The organism is Methylocapsa sp. D3K7 (genome assembly GCF_029855125.1).
In the GTDB taxonomy this organism is placed as follows: Bacteria; Pseudomonadota; Alphaproteobacteria; order Rhizobiales; family Beijerinckiaceae; genus Methylocapsa.
Genome location: NZ_CP123229.1, coordinates 539,718 through 559,575, shown reverse-complemented (window position 1 = coordinate 559,575; position 19,858 = coordinate 539,718). Strand labels below are relative to the sequence as shown.

Sequence of the window (19,858 nt, the reverse complement as noted above, 5' to 3'; positions counted from 1 at the left end):
ACGGATATTTTGAGCGGACACAAGGCACCAATTTCTGGGAACGTCGACTCGCCCGATTGGCGGGGCACCACGGTGCCACGCCAAGACCGCAGACCGCCAAACATACAGCTTCGCGGCGCAATTCCACCTGAAGCGAGCTGCCCTCTGTAAGCGGCGTTTGGAAAATTTTTCCGCCAATCGTACCAAAACGTTTCACGTGAAACGTTTTTGTCCGATTGGCCTCGAAAATCGGACCAAACCAGCTTACCGCAGCCACGCCTTCAGCCGCCGCGCCGCCTCGATGATATCGCCTTCCGGTCCGGCGAAAGACAGCCGGATCGCGGAGGTGCCGCGCCGCCGGTCGAAATCCAATCCCGGCGTCGTCGCGACCCCCGCCGCGTCGAGCAACCTTGCGCAAAAATCGAGCGAGTTGTCGCTGAAACGCGAGATATCCGCATAAAGATAAAATGAGCCATCGGCGGCCAAAACATCGAATCCTATGCCCGGCAGTTCATTGAGAAGGATGTTGCGGTTTCGGGCATAGCCGGCAAGCACGGCCTGCAATTCGTCTTGCGCGTCGAAGACAACTTCCGCGCCGATCTGGCTGAGGAACGGCACCGAGATGGAGAGGCTTTGCTGCAGCCGCTCGACCGGGCGAACAAAATGCTCGGGCAGCACCAGCCAGCCGATACGCCAGCCGGTCATGCAAAAATATTTGGAGAAAGAATTCGCAACGATAACGTTCGAGGAAAATTTCAGCGCCGTCTCCGCCGCCTCGCCATACGTCAGGCCGTGATAGACTTCGTCGGAAATGAAAGCGACACCGAGCCGGTCGCAGGTCTCAGCAATGCCGCGCAGCTCGTCGCCGCTCATCATCATGCCGGTCGGGTTGGCCGGACTCATCAGCAGGATGCCGTCGAGTTTTTTCGCGCGATGCTTGGCCTCGATCATGGTGGCAGTCATGGTAAAACGATCTGCCCGCGCGGTCTCGATGGTCACCGTCTCGATGCCGAATGCCTCCAAAATGTTGCGGTAGGCCGGGTAGCCCGGCGCCGCGATGGCGACACGCGCGCCTGGATCGAAGAGGGCGAGGAACGCCAGCGCGAATCCAGCCGACGAACCAGTGGTGACGGCAATCCGTTCGGGCGGGACGGTGACGCCATAAGTATCATAATAGTGCCGGGCGATGCGGGCCCGCAGTTCCGGGCGGCCAAGCGCTTCGGTATAGCCGATTTTGCGACCATCAAGGGCCGCGATGGCAGCGTCCCGGACCCCGCGCGGCGGCGGCGCGCCGGGCTCGCCAATCTCCAGATGGACGATATCCTGCCCCTCGCGCGCCCTGCGGGTGGCGCTCGCCAGCACATCCAAGGCCATGAAAGGCGCGACATTGGATCGGCGCGATAGGGGCACCCGGGACGAATCAACCAGCAAGGGATCTTTTGTCATTTGCGTTTGGCCTTGAGCTTGGCCAGGTTGCGCAGGCCGAGGATTTTGGCGATAGCGGTGGTTTCCTGCGCCGGGGACATTTTCATAGGACCGGCGGTGCTTTATAGATACCGCAAATTCCCAGGAGGATGGTTGATGTTTTTGCGCAGTCTAGAAGTTTCCCGCTTGCACGCTGGCCGCTTGGCAGTGCTGGCACTCGGTGTTGTCGCGCTGGCTTGCACCCCAGTGCGGGCCGACGGGTTTTCAGCCGGCCAGAAAGCCGACATCGAGTCCATCATCAAGGACTATCTGATGCAAAAGCCGGAAGTGCTGCGCGAGGCTATCGGCGTTCTCGAAGCGCGGGAAAAGGCTGCCGAGACGAAGGCGCGGCAAGACATTGTCGCAGACCCCTCGGGTTTGCTATTTAGCGGCGCAAATCAAGCGGTGATCGGCAATCCCGGTGGCAAGATCACCCTCATCGAGTTTTTTGATTACAATTGCGGCTATTGCAAACGCGCCTTGAATGATCTCGCGCGGCTCATGAAGGACAATCCAGATCTGCGCGTCGTCTTGCGCGATCTGCCGATTCTGTCGCCTGGCTCGGTCGAGGCAGCGCGTGTAGCCAACGCTGCCCGCCTGCAGTTCAAGGGTGATAAATTCTGGGAATTCCACCAAAAACTTCTCGGCTCGCATGGTCCGGTCGGCAAGGCGGAAGCACTCGCCGCCGCCAAGGAACTCGGGGCCGATATGAAGCAGTTGGAGAAGGACGCCGCTGCGCCAGCCACCGGTGTCGGCATAGAGGAGTCGGAAAAACTCGCCAAATCCCTGCAGGTCACGGGCACACCCTCTTATGTGATCGGCGGCGATGTTGTCGTCGGCGCCGTGGGATATGATGATTTGCAAGCCAAGGTCGCCAATATCAAAAAATGCGGCAAGGCGATTTGCTCGTAATCCACCGCGCGGAATTTGGGCGCCATTCGTTTGGCTGGCGCCCGCGCGAGGCATGGTCAAGCTGATAAAATGGAAATTGCCCCAAATGGGTGATGAAAAGGCGGCTGATTTGTTACTATTATTAGGAGCATTGAATCAGATTCAATTTGAAGGCGGACTTTATGGCGACGTTGAATGCAGAACTTTCAAATTTCACAGGTCGAGATGTTTCAGATCTCGAGCAAAGTGCGCCTAAGTCTGCGGACGCAGCACTCCCGCTGGAGTCAAAATTAAGCGTCAGCGACGAACCGGGAGATTTTTACTGGCATGAGGATGCGCCAGCGGTTCCGCTCTGGAAAGGCGCAATCGTCGCCCTCCGTCACATGTTGGGAATGAAGATATAGTCTTGTATCGCTGGACGCCTGTCTCAGCTTGTCTCTTTGTGATGCGGCAAGTTGATCTGGACTCCAAGGTCCGCCATCGCGGCATTTAAGCCCAAGAAACCAAGAGCGATTCGCATATGCTTGGCCAAATGAGCGCCAAGCCCATCGGCACGATCAAAAATTTTAGGCGGTAAAGCATTGCTTTGCCGCTATCCGCTCATCCAACGCTCAGCATCGTCGCCGTGATCTGGACAATCGGCCGGCGTCACCAGTTCTGTCTGTTCCAACTTATCGCCATCACATATCTCTAGGGATGCACAACGCGTCTGCTCACCTTGCATTCGCGATGTCAGCTTTTTACAACGCCGTGACATTGCCAAGACACGGCCGCATAGCGGATGTGATTCCGGATTTGCACCGCCGGCGGACCCAAAGACCATGGATATTTCGGTTGTCGTCAAGGAAGTTCGATCGGCTGGCTTCAGTTTTGCGCCCGCGGAGCAATTCCGCGCTCTCCTAACTCCTGCGGCGCTTGCGGAATGGCCATCCTTCGCCAAAAGTTGGGACGCCCTTGGCATTGATACCTACATGGCTGGCGGAGGCCGCTATCGCCGCCGGCGCTTCGCAGCCTTCACGGTGTGCTCCGAGGGCGTGAAGCGTAAGCCGCATCAGCCGCATTATCAGAGCCGGGACTATAACCCGCTCAATGGCGGAATCGAACGTTGGTTCGAACCGGTGACAGAGGCCATCGCTCAGCATCCGGTCACCCTGGAGCTTGTTGACGCTGGCAAAAGGGCATTTGACGCTTTGACTCCAGCGCCGGACAGGCCACAGGCCTGGCACGTGGAGCTACACCAGTTTCGGATCGAAGCGCGGGCCGGACAAATCGGCCAGCCGACGCCTGAGGGCCTGCATCGCGACGGCGTTGATTGGGTGCTCGTCGTGCTGGTCGACCGTAGCAACGTCGAAAGCGGGGTAACATCGATCTACGATCTGAACCATGTTCACTTGGGCGACTTCACGCTGACCAATCCGCTCGATGGCGTCTTCCTGCAAGACAATCGGGTCTTTCACGGGGTGACGGAGGTCCGCCCCTTGGATCCCAGGCTGGAAGCCCGCCGGGATGTCGCGGTCATCACTTTTCGGGCGCAGCCGCTTTCCCTTCCAATTCCGTTGCATGGTACGCATGGGTCTATTCCTGACCCTGGCGCTGGAACATGCAACTGAGCCGTCCCCAGCTCCTGTTGAGCGTTAAAACGGGATGGAAACGCCAACCTATTCCAGACCGCACATTTCGCGATATTTTTTGCAATTGCTTTGGCTTTGCTTCCCTGACACGTTCCTATCAAGGCAGGCTTTCCGCAATTCCGGACAAGCTGTCGGTCCAACTGTCTGTCCAACCGATCGGCCATGCTCTATGGCCTCGACCGGAGCGCCCTTCGACCCGAGCGCGAGAGTCTGCGAGGATAACGCGGGTAAAGCAAACACGACCGCTGCGGTGATCGCGAGTGCATAAGTGCGCATGAGATGCCCTCCTGCTTGTTTCAACGGGGAGCAACCCATATGGACTTAAATGGTTCCAGCTGGCGCATCCGGGGGCGTGGCGGCCGCGTGATCTCCTTGATTGGGAATCCCTCGCCGCGGCGATCTGTTATAGGCGATTGCGGCATGCACGGCACAATAGGGTCCATCGTTTAGGATTGGCTCGCCGCAATAAAGAATTTCGCCATTTTGAGACTCAGCGGGCCAGCGACAATCTTTATGCTTGAGATCTTCAAACGTCAGCATCGCGAAAAATCTCCCGCCAAGTTCCAATTTTCAAGCCTATAATTTTACGCGTTTGAGCACCAAAAGTTCCGCCGCTGGGGCCACGCGGCCGACCAATTTAACAAAATGAATGTGTAGCAGTTCAAAGGGGTAGAAACTTTGTGTTTGCTCCCCAAATGTTGCGGGTCAGCTTCTGTGCGAAAAATGAGGCTGTCAACAAGCAAAAATTCAACTGGAGGAATTACCCATGTCTCGCAGACTGATCGTCGCATCGTTGGGGCTCGGTCTCGCCCTCTTCCTGATGCCGCAAATTTCGTTAGCTGCGGAAGATCATATCGCCGAAGCCATCACGCATACCAAACAAGCCATTATTCACGGTCAGAAAACCCATGCCGATCTTCTCGGAGAGCACGCCAAGACCGCGCTCTCCCACGCGAGGCTCGCTGAGATCGCCAAGTCTAATCCGCACACCCAAGAGGCAGTCAAAGAACTCGAACAAACAATCGATGATAACAATAAGAACCATACAGCCCTGGCAACAGGTCACGCTGAAGCCGCGCTCACACATTTGGAACAGGCCAAATAGTGTAACGCGGGATTTGCGCACCAAAGATGCGGTCTCGAAATCCCGGGACCGCATTCTCTTGGCGGGAGCCTGTCGCTCATTTCATCTTGGAACGGGGATGACAATGGACGTTGATAGGCTGCTCTTCGAGGCAGCCTCGCTTGCCATTGTCGGGATTATGCTTTTCGCAGACAGCGCCCAAGGTGTCTGAGGACACCACTGGGGTCTGCCTTGCCGCTAATGGTGATTACATACTGCAGAGGGAGTCGTTTCCCGCTTATTGGTCGCTAAAGACAGTCAGCAATACCTTACCCTTCTCGCCCAGGATACAGATCAAATTCTTCGCCTTGCTGGATGTTTTCTTTTCAATAGAAGCTTCTCCAAGCACCATCGCTTTGATATCCACATCTCCAATTTTAGAATTCATTTTTATGACGCGGACGCTGTCGAGATCCATCTCGACGTCTTTAATCGTAGGCGTGTGTTCCTTCAAGGCAATGAGGCCGCTTGCCCTGCAGGCATCAATTTCAGGCGCGTCCGCATTTTCTGATGCTGACGTCTCAGCGTATGCAGCCATGGGAAACAGAACTGCTGGAATGACAATAAAAAGTGTTGTGACTTTCATGTCCGGGATCCTCCCTGTTTGTGATTGTGGGAGGGGTAACCATAAAGTGCAGCTTCCGTTCCAATTTTATTTTCGCCCGTGGGCCTATCGGCGGGCGCGGCAGGCCCAGCGCTGAGGGAGAAACACCCCTGGTCAGGCCTGATACTCCAGACCAGGGGGCCGTTGTCCAAGCTTGGGGGAGGAACCAAGCTCGAAACGAATGGGCAAGTCGTATGCCAAGTTTGGCGATCGCCAATAAAGAACTGCCCCTTATCTGAGGGGGCAAGATCAGGGGCCTTGCTCCCTCCGGCAGAGGGCGCGGTGCGAAGCTGTCTCATCTTCGCAGTCTCTTATCGGTTTAGCGCCCGAAAAGTTCCACCTGGAGCACGGAGGCGGCGCGGAACCAGCCAGCAGAATACAAAAAAGCCCCTGATCCCAGGGTGTGGATCAGGGGCCAAATGTGATAAAATTACTTTAGTTATAATAATTTAACAGCCGAAAGACGATTACACACAATCGGCTATGCCAAAACGGCACGAGCAAAACCTATGTGAAATGCTGCTTCGCATCATGACCCATTTGGGTGCGCAATCACCTAAGGAACGCGAACATTATAACCTCTTTCGATCCGCTCCATTGATCACACGGTCCTGGGAACCGTGCTGGGCGCCATTTCTTTACTTGCCCACATTCCCTTCTTCGCGACGGGTCTGAAGCGAAGCCTTTGCACCTTTAAACCCAGCGAAGACCAGCCGGTCCGTATAGCCGCCGGCATGCCCTTCTATGAGTTACACGGAACAGTTCTTCGGATTCGTCTCTTGCTCGTACCATTCCCATGAATAGTGCATCCACTGCATGCGAAAACAACGGATCGTGACGCCGTGGCTGACAATGATAAAGTCAAAGATCGGATCGGTTCGGTCGTCCGAGGCGTCGCGCAGGATCGTCCCGAACACGCCCTTGATCCGGTCCGCGACATTGCATCGGCTTTCACCCAACGGCATCGGCGCGAAGAATTCGCCTTCGAAGCGCTTATGCTTATCGTAGTGCTCATATTCGAGAGGGAAAATCTTCGGCAGGTCCCCGTCAGCTATGCCGTCGAAGAGACCGAACTCGAGTTCGCGAAGTTCGGTGGCTTCCCGCCTATCGAACTGGATTGCCGCGTCGGCAAGCGCCCGCTCGATTGCCGCTCCGGTCTGCCGCGCGCGAACATAAGGGCTCACCAGAATGCGTGTGCGCGGAACGCTCCTCAATTGTGTTGCGAGATAGGCCCCGACTTTGCCCGCTTGCGCATGGCCCTCGGGTGACAAAGCGACTCGATGATCGGGAAGCCGAGCGTTCACGGACTTGTCGAGATTGGCATAAGCCGTTTGTCCTTCAACACGCGTGATCAAGCCCCGCCGCCTGGCAACCAGCAAGGCCTGGACCGCCGCGCGGGCATCTCCATCACATGCCGCGATCACGGCTTGGCTCCTCGCCTCTAGGTTATTATCGCATGATGTGTCGGCTGCCATGTGTCGGCTGCCATGTGTCGCTCCGGTGAAGCATGGGGAGCCTAACGGAGACGATTATACCGCGCGAGTCATTTGTTCGATGTATGTCCCGGAAGCGACGGCTCGAAATCAGCACGCCGCTACCAAATTGAAGAAGGGCGACTAGTTACGCTTGGGCGATCCTTAAAACTATGAACTGAAAAGGGAGGAACCCATGGCAATCTATATCACTCAGGGCCGGTACACGCCCGACGCGGTCAAGGGCATGGTGGCCAATCCCGAGAACCGCGAGAAGGCCGTCGCCGACCTGATGGAAAAGGCAGGGGCTAAGCTGCTCGATCTCTATTTCACATTTGGCGAATACGATTTCCTTTCAATCAGCGACGCGCCAAGCGAAGAGGTCATGGCTTCCGCCCTGATAGCGGGGGCTGCATCTGGCGGGATTTCCCACCTAAGGACAACGGTTGCGATGACAAGCAAGGATGCGATGAAGGCGTTTAAAACAGCCGGAGCGCTCAGCAAGTCATTCAAGCCGCCGGGGCGGTGACATGGGCCGCGTGTCCTACCCATGGTGGCATATTTCGTAACTGGCCCACCTTGAAAAGCTGGCGAGCTGCCGGGAGCACTCCCGTAGTTTCGTTCGGCGCGGTTGCCGAAAACCATCCTCTCAGATTCCGGGTTGGCAGCTTTCTTGGCGTTGAAATCATCGAGGAGTGGCGACCCAGTCGCGAGTCTTAGGTAGCGCAATCGGTTCACACCACAGATAACCCAATTGGGACTTTCGGATGTGGAATTTCCGAATAGTTATTAATATTAAAATTGGTTTAACGATTAACGAATGGATTTCTTTGATGCCTGAAATTGGCGGTTTCGAGATGCGGGTGTTTCGCAGCAGTGAGGATGATGGCTATGTGGCCGTCGCGCCAGATTTACCAGGTTGCTCTGCGTTCGGAAAAACATGGCCGGAGGCATTAACTGAACTTCAAGGCGCTATGATTTCTTGGATTATTACGGCGCGTGCTGCGGCGGGCAGCGCCACGGTACTCGCCATCCACTGACGCTCTCGAACCCTTAATGCTGTCATCCACGCCCAAAGGTTTTTACCTTCTCCTGCGCGCGGTTCCCTTACCCTCGTAAGAGCTTGACCTTGCCGAGCGGCGGAGGGCGTCGATAAGCAAGAGCCGCGTGGTGTTCGCAATAGCTGTTTTTGGTCGCTGGCGCGCCACAAAATAGATGCTCGTGATGACCGATTTCGGCACAGGGCCACTTACAGTCGAGCTGCTTAAGTTCATCGAGTGTCTTCAAGACGCGCCTCGATCTCAAATTGCTGCATATACGACGATGGCTTACCGACTGCATACTTTTGGGTAACGTTTACTTCCAAATCCCTGGCCTCTCGACTGGCACTGGCCTAGCCGCAACACTGGGATTATCTGCAAGTGACGCCGCCAACAGCTGTTCCCGCCATTCCCGGAACTTTTTAGATGATACCCCAAGGCGATTTGCAGTGAATTCCGGAGTCATACGCGCCGCTGTCATGTCCGCAATGGTGCAAAGCTGATCAACCGTCGGCTTGAATTTCATTTCCATATCCTTATCCCGCCCGCCACCCATCTCCCGTCTGAGGGTAAGTAGCTCCGACCGAGTAAGTTCCATGAGCGGGGCAGCATCGTCGTGAGCGCGATCCTATTTGCCACCCACCCATCTCCCCAGCTCATGCCAGCACTGTGAGCTAAAATTGGCGGAACCGTGACGCTTATGATTAATACCCAAACGGATCATGATTTATGTCAGCGCCTCATTTAGGTTTGAGTGTAGTGACTGTCTTCAAGCGTCAGAGCTGGAAAAGGGTGAGGGTCGCCAATGAAGAATGACTATTTAGAACGTAATACGGATAAAATTGATCTCCAGGACACGGAAAAGGTCCGCGCTATCTTACGCGGTACAGGCCCTCAACGAGTGGTGGAAGTGCCGCGCGATCCTTTCCGGCGGCGCGTACTTTACTCCGTGACTTCTTGGTCGATCATTCGTTATTATCGCCGTGGTTGGCGGCAGTGAATTGATTGCAGAAAACCCGCCGCGCGTGGAACCGCCGAGCGACAGTCAGCCACGCAGAGATTGCGGAACGCGAGCAAGATATTCCGCATCAGCCCTGTTCAATCGCGTAATTGGCGCGGCCGCGCCTACCTTTTCCTGCCCAGCAGTTACCTGCCTACTTTAACTTCTATCTGAGGTTTATCGTATAACTCATTGAATTTACTGGCAGGAGAGGAGGGACTCGAACCCCCAACCCCCGGTTTTGGAGACCGGTGCTCTAACCAAATTGAGCTACACTCCTAGCGGCCGGATTTTTAGCGTGAACAACCCTGTCAACGCAAGGGCGCTTGGCGGCATAGCGCGGAATACCGCTGTTTAATCGCCGCCGCGTCGTCAAACGTAGCGCACAGTCGTGAACATGCCGGCATGCTGATGGTACAAAAGGTGGCAATGAAACGCCCACCATCCCGGATTGTTCGCATCGAAAGCCACGATCACGGTGGTTTTCGGCGGCACGAGCACGGTGTCCCGCACGGCGCCAGCAAAACGCTTTCCATTGATCGCGACGACCTGGAAGGAATGCCCATGCAGGTGCATTGGATGCGGCATCATGGTCTGGTTGGTGAGCACAAGCTCCACTCTTTCGCCCTGGGCAACGGCAAGAGGAGGGACATCCTTATTCCAAACCACATTGTTGAGAGACCATTGGTAACCTTGCATCTCCCCGGTCAGATCGATCACGTGCGTCCGGTCCACCTTGCGGTCCGCCAACGGCTTGATGGCTTTCAGTGAGCGCTCAAGGTCGAGAGTGAGCGGCGGCGATGCCGCGTCCGCCTGGTTGGAAATGCGGGCAATTTGTCCCGGCCCTGCCTGGAGCACGATGCCGGTTTGCTTGCGCTCGCCTTCGAGAACCGCGAGCACCGGATAGACGGCGGGGGTGTTGGGTATGGCGAGCGTGATGTCCAGCCGCTGGGCAACGGCGATCGGGAAGCTGCGGCCAGGCACCTTGTGCACGGGAATTCCATCAACCGCGACAAGGTGGCCAGCAAGTTCGCCGAGATCGATGTGGTAGGCGCTCATCGAGGAGCTGTTGATAATCCGCAGCCGCACATGGCCACCGGGTTCGACCTTGATGACCTCCGGATCGTCGAGCGTCCGGCCATTGGCGAGAAAGGCGTCATACTGAACGTCGTTGAGATCCGGCTTGCTCTTTATGGGCGCCATCACCATGCCCGGCATGTCCGCCATATCCATTTTCGGCATCTGGCGGGTGCGAAGATCCGCGTAAATTTTTTCCGGCGGCGTGAAGCTGAAATCGGTGAGTTCGACGACGATGTCCTGCTCACTGGAGTTCTCTCCGCCATCCTTGATGATGAGCGGCGCCGCCAGCAACAGCTGCTCCTGAAACCCATAATGCGAATGCATCCAATACGTGCCGCCAACGGGCAAAGGGAAATCATAGTCGGCACTGCCGCCTGGCGGAATCGCGGGTCCGGAAACGCCGGGGACACCGTCTTGCTGCCAGGGTGGTGTGAGGCCATGCCAGTGAAGGAGGCTCGGCTCATCGATATGGTTTTCGACCCGGACGCGGAATGGCGTGTTGACGCGGGTGGTCAGTCCGATGGTTCCATCTGGCTGGCGTACGCCAAGCATCGAAGCCGGCTTGCCGTTGACCTCAATGTCACGGCGCTCAATCCTCAGCACTGTCAGCGCGGGTTCGTTTGTCTGCGCGTGCAGCCGCGACACCGCGCCGGCTGCGAGAGTTCCAGCAACAAAATTCCGGCGCGACAGCATGAAAACCTCTGATTGGGTTATTGCGGGTTTTCCAGACTAAAAGTTTCCGATGTTTCGTCATAGGCGAAGAGTTCGCCGTAGCGGCCCCAGTTGACGACGCTCTTCAGGGTCCGGTCGGCGTATTCCTCCGACATATAGTCCTCAAGCTCTTCCAAAAAGCGCACGGCACGGGCGGTATGGGTTGGACGCTCGTCGAGCACCACTTTGATCCGGGCGGCAAGCGGCAAATAGGCCATGAGATGATCACCGAACAGCTTTTTGCGCACATCGACATCCGCCCCTGCAAAACGATGCCCGGCAGGGGTTAATTTGATATCGCCTTCCTCAAGTTCGGCGAAGCGGAGCAATTGCAAAGTTTCGGCCACCGGGAAAAGTTCGTCAACTTCCATTTGGAGCGTGTCGGCGAGGGCGGGAAGGTCGGCGCGGCCCAAATAGGGTTCGGCGGCGATTTCCTCGATCATGCCGGCCAGCGTGTTGGTTGAAACGCGCGGCAGGGCCATGCCAAAGCCAAGGCCGGGGAAGGCGCCATCGCGGCCGGACACCGGGGCGGGACGTTTGGTCATGAGGGCGTAGATCTTGTCGACCAGCTGGCGGAAATCAGGATCGAGCCGGTTGCGCGGATGATGCAGCTTGACCTCGATCTCGGCGGCGATCCTGCCGGGATTGCTGGACAGCACGACGATGCGGTCGCACATCAGCACCGCTTCCTCGATATTATGGGTGACCATGAGGATGCTCTTGATCGGCATGCGTCCCTCGACCCAGAGATCGAGAAGATCGGTGCGCAGGGTTTCGGCGGTGAGCACATCGAGCGCCGAGAAAGGCTCGTCCATCAGGAGAATATTGGGATGGACGACAAGCGCCCGCGCAAAGCCGACGCGCTGCCGCATGCCGCCGGAGAGTTCCTTCGGGAAGGCGGACTCGTAACCATCGAGGCCGATGAGATCGATCGCCTTCAAGGCGCGCCGCCGGGCCTCGTCCCGGGAGACTTGTTTGGCCCGCAGGCCCAATTCGACATTGGCGAGCACCGTCAGCCAGGGAAACAGCGCGAAGCTCTGGAACACCATCGCAACCCCATCGACGGGGCCGGTGACCTCATGACCAAGATAGCTCACCTCGCCGCCGGAGGGGAAAACCAGCCCGGCGACGATGCGCAGGAGGGAGGATTTGCCGCACCCAGAGCGCCCCAGCAAACCGACGATTTCATTTCCCTTGAGGGTCAGTGAAACATCGTCGAGGACAGGCGGCCCGGGTTCACCCGACCCCGTCTGATAGCGTTGAGAAACATGTCTGACGTCGAGCAGGGTCTGCTTGCCAGCAAATGACGTCCGCGCAGTGTTGTCTTGCATGTGATCACCTCAATCGAGACGCAGGCGCCGTTCGGCAAGACCATAGAGCGGACGCCACAGCAGGCGGTTGAACAGAATGACGAAAATCGACATCATCGCGACGCCGAGCACGATTTTGGGATAATCGCCATCGGCGGTTGCCTCGGCGATATAGGCGCCGATCCCATGCGCCGACACCGTGTCGTTGCCCCATTTCACATATTCGGCGACGATCGCCGCGTTCCACGAACCGCCGGAGGCGGTCAGCGCACCCGTGATGTAATAGGGGAAAATGGCGGGGATGATCACGTTCTTCCACCAATTCCAGCCGCGGATGCGAAAATTCGACACCGCCTCCTTGAGATCGTTCGGAAATGCCGAAGCGCCAGCGATGACATTGAAAAGAATATACCATTGCGTGCCGAAGATGATCAGAAAACTTAGCCAGATATCGGGATTGAGGGAAAATCTGATGATGAGAACGACGGCGATCGGAAAAACCACATTCGCCGGGAACGCCGCTAGAAATTGTGCGAGCGGCTGCACTTTCTCGGCAAGCGCCGGCCGCAACCCGATCCAAACACCGACCGGCACCCAGACCAAAGTCGCGAGCATCATGAGCAGGATGACGCGAATCATGGTGAAGACAGTGTAGAGGAGGCTTTGCCAGACATCGCTCCAGGTAAGTTCTTGGCGGACGTAGCTGATAATGAGCCAGACCGCCCAAAGCGTGGCGAGAACGACGCAGGTGACGAATATAATATCGATCGCGCGGCTGAGGCCGGGGCTTTTACCGGGCGTTTGCGGTTGTGCGCGACTCGGCAATTCCATCCGCAGCAGCGCAATGGCGTGAAACAGCCGGACCGGACCGCTCATCAAAACGCGCATCCAATGTGTCCGCGCAAAGACCTGTGCGACGAACGACTTTTCCTGGGTTTGCCCAGCGGAAAGCTCAACCCTGAATCGCGATCCGAACGCAACCAGCGGCCGGAACAGCAATTGGTCATAGGCGATGATGACCGCCAGCATGGCGATGATGGCGGCGAACACCGCGTCGATGCGTTTTTCCTCGATGGCGAGGGCGAGATAGGAGCCTATGCCCGGCAATTTGATCGTCGTGTCGCCGACCGCGATGGCTTCCGATGCGACCACGAAAAACCAGCCGCCTGACATCGACATCATCATATTCCAGATGAGCCCGGGCATCGCGAACGGCGTTTCAAGCTGCCAGAACCGCTGCCACCCTGAGAGGCGGAAACCGCGCGCGACTTCAATCAGATCACGCGGCACGCTGCGGAGCGATTGATAAAAGGAGAAAGCCATGTTCCAGGCTTGCGAGGTAAATATCGCAAACACCGCCGCGCATTCGGCGCCTAGGATCGAGCCGGGGAAAAGCCCAAGAAAAAAAGTCACGGTGAAAGAGAGAAAACCGAGAATCGGCACCGATTGCAGGACATCGAGCAACGGGATCAGAACGAGCGCCGCCCGCCGGCTTTTGGCCGCCAGCGTCGCATAGACAAAGGTGAAGACCAGCGAAGCGGCGATGGCGGCGAACATCCGCAAGGTGGTCCGGAGGGCGTAATAAGGCAAAAGCCAATAATCGAGCGAAACAACCGTCGATTCGGGGGCGGTCAGAGGGAGCGTCAGCCCATGCGAAACATGGGTGAGCGCGATGAACGCGGCAAACACGAGGGCAAATGCGAAAAGATCATACTGGTTGGGGAGTGCTTTGCGGCCGACCGAGGTGAAGGCGACGAATCGGGATAGCATGGCGGCCTTTCACGAAGGACGAGAGCACTTCCTCAAGAAAGCACTCAAATTGACAGACTTGCAGCATGCTCCGATCGAAAAATCGATAAATTTTTTTGGAACATGTTCAAGGAGTGGGGGCGGACGGGGCAAGGATTTCGGCTGTGGGACAGCCGCGATCCCTCGCGGTTTTCTACGCTTACCGAGACAAATGAAACTTTAATGACATCAGACGCTAGACGGGCTCCCGGGGAAACGGCCAGGGACTTCCGCCGCGCCCAGTCCAGGCGGATTTCTGCCAGAAGTTAACCAAAACAAACCAATATGTGCGTGACGGCCGTTTTTTTGACTTTTTAACGACATATTACGGATTATGAGATAATTTGACGGTCTAACAGGCTGGCGATGGCGTCGATGCGAAATTTTTCCCGTTGGTTTCCAGTACTCGGCTCCTTTTCGTGGATGGGCCTCGCGCTGCTCGCGGGGGGCTGTGCGGGCGGCGTTACCGGCGACGATATTTTTCCGACCCCGGCGGAATATGAGGTGGGCGGCATCGATGTCTCCAGATATCAGGGCGACATCGACTGGAATAGCGTGCACGCTTCGGGGGTGCGATTCGCCTGGATCAAGGCGACCGAGGGCGGTGACCGCGTCGACGAGAAATTTGCCCAAAATTGGGCGTCGGCGAAAGCCGCAGGCGTGCCGCGTGGCGCCTATCATTTTGCCTATTGGTGCAGGCCCATGGCGGAACAAGCCACCTGGTTTACCGCGAATGTTCCCAATGATCCGGATGCCTTACCTCCGGTCCTAGATGTCGAATGGAACGGGCAATCGAGGACGTGCCCGAAACGCATTCCCCGCGACATCGCCCTGGCACAGATGAAAGTCATGCTTGCCGCGATGGAGCGGGCCTATGGAAAAAGGCCGGTGATTTATACATCCGTCGATTTCCATCGCGACGTGATGCAGGGGGAATTTACCGATTACCCGGTCTGGGTCCGCAGCGTAAAGTGCCATCCCGCCCTCAAATATGCCAATCGCCGCTGGCATTTCTGGCAGCATACAGCTGAGGGCCATGTGGCCGGCATTCGCGGCTATGTCGATCGCAACGCGTTCAATGGTTCGGCCAAGGATTGGCAGGCGTGGCTCGCCAACAACAAATCGCTCGCCGACAACAAACCGGCTGGCGCGCGTGGCGCCTGATACCCGGCGTGAACTTTCTACAAGCTCAAACTTTCTTTGTTGGTAGATTTTTGCGCCGGTTAAAATCCCACAGATAATACCCAAATCCCCCCGCCAGAACGAGTCCGGCAAAAATAAATACCATGAGCCATTGGTGGGATCCTTGCGCGACGTTGACGACGAGCTTGCCGGACATCGTCATGTCCTTGCCGTCGCTGACCGTCACCAGGATCGCGTATTTGCCCGCCTGGTCAAAATTGGCTGGAATCGTGATGACGCCGGACGGATAGGTCTTCGGCGGCAGATAGGCGAGTGTGACCGGATCGAGACGGGCACCTGCCTTTGGATCGGCATCCGGGTCTCGCACGATACGAACCTCCGCCGACATATCCCGCAACTCTTTAGAAACGGCGGTCAGCGTGACCACCGAAGCCCCAGTGGCGTTGATTTCAGGGCATGAATCATCCAATGCACCCGCTTGATAGACAGAGATTTGCATCTCATGCATACCGGCCATCAACATGCAGCCCATATTCATGTTCATATCCATGAAGCTGGTGTCCTGGGCTTGCACCCGTGACGCCAACATCACAATGCCAAAGATCAAGGCTGCCGAAAACCGGCCAATCCCACTCATGGATATCATTCCTCCCATTATTGTTTTCGTCGCGCTGGCAGCGTTGTACTGAACCGAGACCCCTTTGCCAACGCGTGGTTTAGTCGCGCTCGAACCGCGTCAAGACTTTTTCGGCGATCATACGGGCAATTGGAATTGCCGATGTCGCGGCAGGCGAGGGAGCATTGCAGACATGCAGCATTCTGGCGGTTTCCGCGAAGAGAAAATCATGCACGAGAGTTCCGTCACGTAGAACCGCTTGGGCCCGAATGCCCGTGAGCCCAGGTTGGAGATCGGCGAGCGACAGCCCCGGGCAATATTTCCGGCATTGCGCGAGGTAGCCGCGCTTCCAGAAGGAGTTTCGCATCTCTTCGACGCCCGATGCGAAATGGGTTCGGGCAACTTGCCAAAAACCTGGAAATGCCAGGTAATCGATGACATCTTGGGGTCTGAAGGACAATTTTTTATAGCCTTCGCGGGCAAATCCAAGCACCGCATTGGGGCCGACGATAATTCGTCCATCGATGGTCCGCGTCAGGTGAATCCCAACAAACGGCAGCGATGGGTCTGGAATTGGATAGATCAAATGGGTGATCAGTCCCGTTCGCGATTGCGGCAAGGTGTAAAACTCACCGCGAAACGGCACGATCCGGTGATCGATTTTTAAACCGGCCAATTTGGCAAGACGGTCGGACTGCAGACCCGCGCACACGATCAAAAATCGCGCGCGCCACGTTTGATGCACGGTCGAAACTTCGATGGCGTCTGGGTCTTCGCGAATGGCGACGATTTCAGTGCCAAGCTGTAAATTGGCCCCTTTCTCCGCCGCGATTTGGGCAAACGCCGCGGCAACCAATTTGTAATCAACGATTGCGGTTGACGCGACCCGCAAAGCACCGGTGCCGGTGATATTTGGTTCGAGACGCCGTAGCCCGGCGGCATCGATCCGTTCGGCCGCGATGCCGTTTTGCTTGGCGCGCTCGAACAAAGCCTCCATCTGGGCTAGTTCGCGGTCATTGGTCGCAACGAGAAGCTTGCCGCAATTTTCGACTTTTATTCCTTGCTCCGCGCAGAAAGCTTTCGTCGCGGCAGCGCCTTCGCGGCAAAACCGCGCTTTGAGGCTTCCTGGCGCATAATAAATGCCGGCATGGATGACGCCGCTGTTATGCCCGGTTTGATGACGGGCGACGGCGCTTTCCTTTTCGAGGATAATAATCGTGGCTCCGGGCCGCGCGCGCAAAATTTCGCGGGCGGCCGCCAGGCCGACAATCCCGCCCCCAACAATTGCAAAATCATAAATCATGATTCGGTAAAGCCGCCGCCAGACGCATCGTTTTTGAGGTCAATCCGGCGCTCCTGAATTGGCGTTGGCGGCATTGAATGCCGCCTTGAACTTCGTCAGCGCGGCCGGGTCGGCGTCCGAAATCGCCCAATATTCGGTGCCGCCGTCGCGCCAGACCTCGACGGAATAGCCATCGGCATTGAAGGCCGATTTGACTGGCAAGTCACGCGCGGGCAGGGCGGTGAGGCTGATAAAATGCTCGTTGTGCCGGTAGATCAAGACAGGGACTGGTTGGCCCGCGACAATATCGACGCGGCCTCCAGCGAGCGAAAAGCCTTGCCCGGCGAGGTCAACCACCTTTGGCGCCAGTGCAAAGCGCGTCGCGAACCAGGGTTTGACCGTGTGACGGTCGGATGAGGCCACATCGAAGGGCTGTCCGGACAACAGACCACGTTTGTGATCGGTGATGAGCGCATCGGCGAGAGGGGCCTCTTGGATCGATGGTTGCAATGCAAGCCATGTCGAAGCGCTGCCCAGTCCCGCCGCAAGGACGGCAGACGCCGCCATCGCCCGCCAAGGCGGCGGCGTGCGGGACCGGGACACAACGGGAGGCACGGCCATTCGTGCTACACGATCACGCAGGGCTTGCGGCGCCACCGGCTTGACGAGTTCCCGCTGCATGACCTCGCGCAAAGTTTTCAGGCGGCCGTAGTCGGCGGCGAGGGTGGCATTTTCAGCGAGCCGATGTTCAAAATCGAGCATGCCCGCTGCATCGAGTTCGCCGTCGAGCGCCGCCTGGGTGAGTAGGGTTTCTTCGACGGAAGTCATTTTGCCCCCTGACCCGCCAAGGCCGCCATGAGGAGACCGCGTGCGCGGGCAAGGCGCGACATGACGGTGCCCAGGGGCGCGCCTGTGATCTCGGCGATCTCGCGGTAATTCAATCCATTGATGTCGCGCAGCACAAGGGTTTCCTTAAAGGGCGGCGGCAAGGCGCCAATCGCCCTTTCAAGTTCATTGGCGCCGGCTTTGGCGATCAAGGCTTCTTCCGGCGTTTCCGAACTGTCAACTGCCGCCAAGGTTTCGATGTCTTCGGTAACCACTAGCGCTTTCGGCCGGTTGCGGGCGAGCCAGGTGAAGGCCGTGTTTCGTGTGATGGCAAGAAACCACGCCCGCGCGTTGCCGCCAGCATAGCGATCCAGCCCCCGCAAGGCCCGCAGACTGGCCTCCTGGACAATATCCTCCGCATCGGTGCCATTGCCGGTCAGCCAGCGGGCCAGCGCATAAGCGTCGTCGAGGTGAGGCATGACCACCAGGGCAAATTGTTCGTTCGAGGAGGTCTTCGTCAAGAGGGAAGCCCATTTCGCAGGTCTAGGCTTGGCGAAGCTGCTAAGGAGAAGACTTGCCAGCCCGCGTGTTTATTCCCCATGTCTTACAATCGGACGAAAGAGAAGGCTTTTTTTGTTTTCGATGAAGGCCGCGCTTTTTGCCGGTGCGGCGGTTTATATCAAACACTATCGGCGCCATGCTTTGATCTGCTGCAAATACCAGCGCCGGGGCGTGTGGACGAAGCCAGTTTGACTTATTTGTTATATATTTTCTATATATAGCGGCGGCCAAAGAGCAATCATAGCCGCGAAACGCCTTTCAACGCCATTCAGGGGATCTTTATGAAATCGCGCTTTTTTGCAGCGGCGCTGCTGTTACTCGCGGCGGTGAGCTTTTCTCCAATAGCAGAAGCCCAAACGGCGCCGATTCCCACGGCCTTTCGTGTTTTCGGCCAGGTCAAAAAGTCCACGACCTTCGATCTGACGGCGCTAAAGAAACTGCCGGTAACATCAGAGAACGTAACGTACTTTGCTGCGGGGTCGGTCCAGTCGCACAATTTTACGGGAGCCTTGCTTTGGGAGCTGCTGCAATCTACTGGCATTGTCGTGGATCCAACCATAAAGAACGATATTCTGCGTCTCGTCATCATCGTTACAGGCAGTGATGGATATACGTCGGTCTTTGGTGCCGGGGAGGTTACGCCGGGATTTGGCGGCGATCAAATCGTGATCGCTTATGCCCAGGATGGCCTGCCGCTCGGGTCAGACGGCTTTGCGAAGATTGTCGCTCCAGGCGACAAGATGGGAGGACGCTTTGTTTCGAATATCGTCAAAATAGAGGTCCGTAATCTGGTACCTGCTTCGGATGCACGCTAAGCCGCCGTTCCGGATTATCGCGCGGCACTGCGAGCCGGTGTTTATTAGATCATGGGGGTGACATCGTGCTCGCAGGACAATTGGCGCTCATCACCGCCGCGCTCTTTACCGGTGCCGCGGTCTACATCAACATCGCGGAACACCCCGCCCGCCTTGGGCTTGACGACCGTGCCCTCCTCGCGGAGTGGAAACCCGCATATAAGCGCGGCTTTGCGATGAACGCGTCTTTAGCGGTAATCGGCTTTGTCTTAGGTGCCAGTGCCGCTTACTTTCAATCGGATTGGCGCTGGCTCGCTGGCGCGCTTGTCCTTGTCGCGAATTGGCCATTCACCCTGATCGTGATCATGCCGGTGAACAATCGTCTCATGGCGATGGAACCAGAGAAGGCTGGGCCTGAGAGCCGCGCGTTGATTCAGCAGTGGGGACGGCTGCATGCTGTTCGGAGTTCTCTCGGCGCTGCCGCGACCGTGATGTTTCTTTGGGCGTCGCTCCTATAGGAGTGGTTCGCTCTAGGCATGTGGCG

19 protein-coding genes and 1 tRNA gene are annotated in these 19,858 nt (G+C 57.1%); 9 read left to right on the top strand and 11 right to left on the bottom strand.

The genetic code is table 11. The features are described 5' to 3' along the window. Window positions 1-243: 243 nt before the first annotated feature. The gene (locus QEV83_RS02505) at window positions 244-1,425 is read right to left on the bottom strand and encodes an aminotransferase class I/II-fold pyridoxal phosphate-dependent enzyme (protein WP_280129717.1); all 1,182 of its coding nucleotides are present in this window, start codon (window positions 1,423-1,425) and stop codon (window positions 244-246) included. Window positions 1,426-1,560: 135 nt separating this feature from the next. Here QEV83_RS02505 and QEV83_RS02500 point away from each other — a divergent pair, with 135 nt between their 5' ends. The 4 genes from QEV83_RS02500 (at window position 1,561) to smbP (ending at window position 5,070) form a co-directional block, all read left to right on the top strand. Next, on the top strand, window positions 1,561-2,355 hold the full coding sequence (locus QEV83_RS02500; protein ID WP_280129716.1) for a DsbA family protein: 795 nt from the start codon (window positions 1,561-1,563) through the stop codon (window positions 2,353-2,355). A gap of 161 nt (window positions 2,356-2,516) precedes the next feature. Further along, window positions 2,517-2,738: a hypothetical protein gene (locus QEV83_RS02495; RefSeq protein ID WP_280129715.1), complete on the top strand. Its 222-nt coding sequence runs from the start codon at window positions 2,517-2,519 to the stop codon at window positions 2,736-2,738. 417 nt (window positions 2,739-3,155) lie between these two features. Next, complete coding sequence (locus QEV83_RS02490) at window positions 3,156-3,944, top strand: 2OG-Fe dioxygenase family protein (RefSeq protein ID WP_280129714.1); 789 nt, start codon at window positions 3,156-3,158, stop codon at window positions 3,942-3,944. Between the two features lie 787 nt (window positions 3,945-4,731). Continuing rightward, window positions 4,732-5,070 carry a small metal-binding protein SmbP gene (gene smbP / locus QEV83_RS02485; RefSeq protein WP_280129713.1) on the top strand — a complete coding sequence of 113 codons (339 nt, stop codon included), beginning with the start codon at window positions 4,732-4,734 and terminating at the stop codon, window positions 5,068-5,070. Between the two features lie 256 nt (window positions 5,071-5,326). Here the strand turns inward: smbP and QEV83_RS02480 are convergent, their stop codons facing one another. Continuing rightward, a complete protein-coding gene (locus QEV83_RS02480) occupies window positions 5,327-5,674 on the bottom strand; it encodes a hypothetical protein (protein WP_280129712.1) in 348 nt (115 codons plus the stop codon). A 767-nt stretch (window positions 5,675-6,441) separates the two neighbouring features. Continuing rightward, entirely contained in the window at window positions 6,442-7,116 is a 675-nt protein-coding gene (locus tag QEV83_RS02475) for a phosphoglycerate mutase family protein (RefSeq protein WP_280129711.1), read from the bottom strand. 244 nt (window positions 7,117-7,360) lie between these two features. Here QEV83_RS02475 and QEV83_RS02470 point away from each other — a divergent pair, with 244 nt between their 5' ends. Then, window positions 7,361-7,693 (top strand): GYD domain-containing protein, encoded by a 333-nt coding sequence (locus QEV83_RS02470; protein WP_280129710.1) that lies wholly within the window; start codon window positions 7,361-7,363, stop codon window positions 7,691-7,693. A 238-nt stretch (window positions 7,694-7,931) separates the two neighbouring features. Beyond that, window positions 7,932-8,204 carry a type II toxin-antitoxin system HicB family antitoxin gene (locus QEV83_RS02465; protein ID WP_280129709.1) on the top strand — a complete coding sequence of 91 codons (273 nt, stop codon included), beginning with the start codon at window positions 7,932-7,934 and terminating at the stop codon, window positions 8,202-8,204. A 1,202-nt stretch (window positions 8,205-9,406) separates the two neighbouring features. Here QEV83_RS02465 and QEV83_RS02460 read toward each other — a convergent pair. The 4 genes from QEV83_RS02460 to QEV83_RS02445 form a co-directional block, all read right to left on the bottom strand. Continuing rightward, window positions 9,407-9,484: transfer RNA gene (locus QEV83_RS02460), tRNA-Trp, on the bottom strand. Between the two features lie 92 nt (window positions 9,485-9,576). Continuing rightward, on the bottom strand, window positions 9,577-10,977 hold the full coding sequence (locus QEV83_RS02455; protein WP_280129708.1) for a multicopper oxidase family protein: 1,401 nt from the start codon (window positions 10,975-10,977) through the stop codon (window positions 9,577-9,579). A 17-nt stretch (window positions 10,978-10,994) separates the two neighbouring features. Then, window positions 10,995-12,326 carry a nitrate/sulfonate/bicarbonate ABC transporter ATP-binding protein gene (locus QEV83_RS02450; RefSeq protein WP_280129707.1) on the bottom strand — a complete coding sequence of 444 codons (1,332 nt, stop codon included), beginning with the start codon at window positions 12,324-12,326 and terminating at the stop codon, window positions 10,995-10,997. Window positions 12,327-12,335: 9 nt separating this feature from the next. After that, the gene (locus QEV83_RS02445) at window positions 12,336-14,075 is read right to left on the bottom strand and encodes an ABC transporter permease subunit (protein WP_280129706.1); all 1,740 of its coding nucleotides are present in this window, start codon (window positions 14,073-14,075) and stop codon (window positions 12,336-12,338) included. 393 nt (window positions 14,076-14,468) lie between these two features. Between QEV83_RS02445 and QEV83_RS02440 the strand changes: the two genes are divergently transcribed. Further along, entirely contained in the window at window positions 14,469-15,257 is a 789-nt protein-coding gene (locus tag QEV83_RS02440) for a GH25 family lysozyme (RefSeq protein ID WP_280129705.1), read from the top strand. 25 nt (window positions 15,258-15,282) lie between these two features. Here QEV83_RS02440 and QEV83_RS02435 read toward each other — a convergent pair whose 3' ends face one another. From QEV83_RS02435 to QEV83_RS02420, 4 genes are all read right to left on the bottom strand, one after another. Further along, complete coding sequence (locus tag QEV83_RS02435; RefSeq protein ID WP_280129704.1) at window positions 15,283-15,873, bottom strand: hypothetical protein; 591 nt, start codon at window positions 15,871-15,873, stop codon at window positions 15,283-15,285. A gap of 79 nt (window positions 15,874-15,952) precedes the next feature. Continuing rightward, window positions 15,953-17,158, bottom strand: coding sequence for an L-2-hydroxyglutarate oxidase (gene lhgO / locus QEV83_RS02430; protein WP_280130949.1), 1,206 nt, complete (start codon window positions 17,156-17,158; stop codon window positions 15,953-15,955). Between the two features lie 36 nt (window positions 17,159-17,194). Beyond that, a complete protein-coding gene (locus QEV83_RS02425) occupies window positions 17,195-17,962 on the bottom strand; it encodes an anti-sigma factor (protein WP_280129703.1) in 768 nt (255 codons plus the stop codon). After that, complete coding sequence (locus QEV83_RS02420; protein WP_280129702.1) at window positions 17,959-18,480, bottom strand: sigma-70 family RNA polymerase sigma factor; 522 nt, start codon at window positions 18,478-18,480, stop codon at window positions 17,959-17,961. The genes QEV83_RS02425 and QEV83_RS02420 overlap by 4 nt, the downstream gene beginning before the upstream one ends. Before the next feature lie 321 nt (window positions 18,481-18,801). On the opposite strand from QEV83_RS02420, the gene QEV83_RS02415 reads away from it, so the two are divergent. After that, window positions 18,802-19,335, top strand: coding sequence for a hypothetical protein (locus tag QEV83_RS02415; protein ID WP_280129701.1), 534 nt, complete (start codon window positions 18,802-18,804; stop codon window positions 19,333-19,335). A gap of 65 nt (window positions 19,336-19,400) precedes the next feature. Then, entirely contained in the window at window positions 19,401-19,832 is a 432-nt protein-coding gene (locus tag QEV83_RS02410; RefSeq protein ID WP_280129700.1) for a DUF1772 domain-containing protein, read from the top strand. Window positions 19,833-19,858 lie beyond the last annotated feature (26 nt).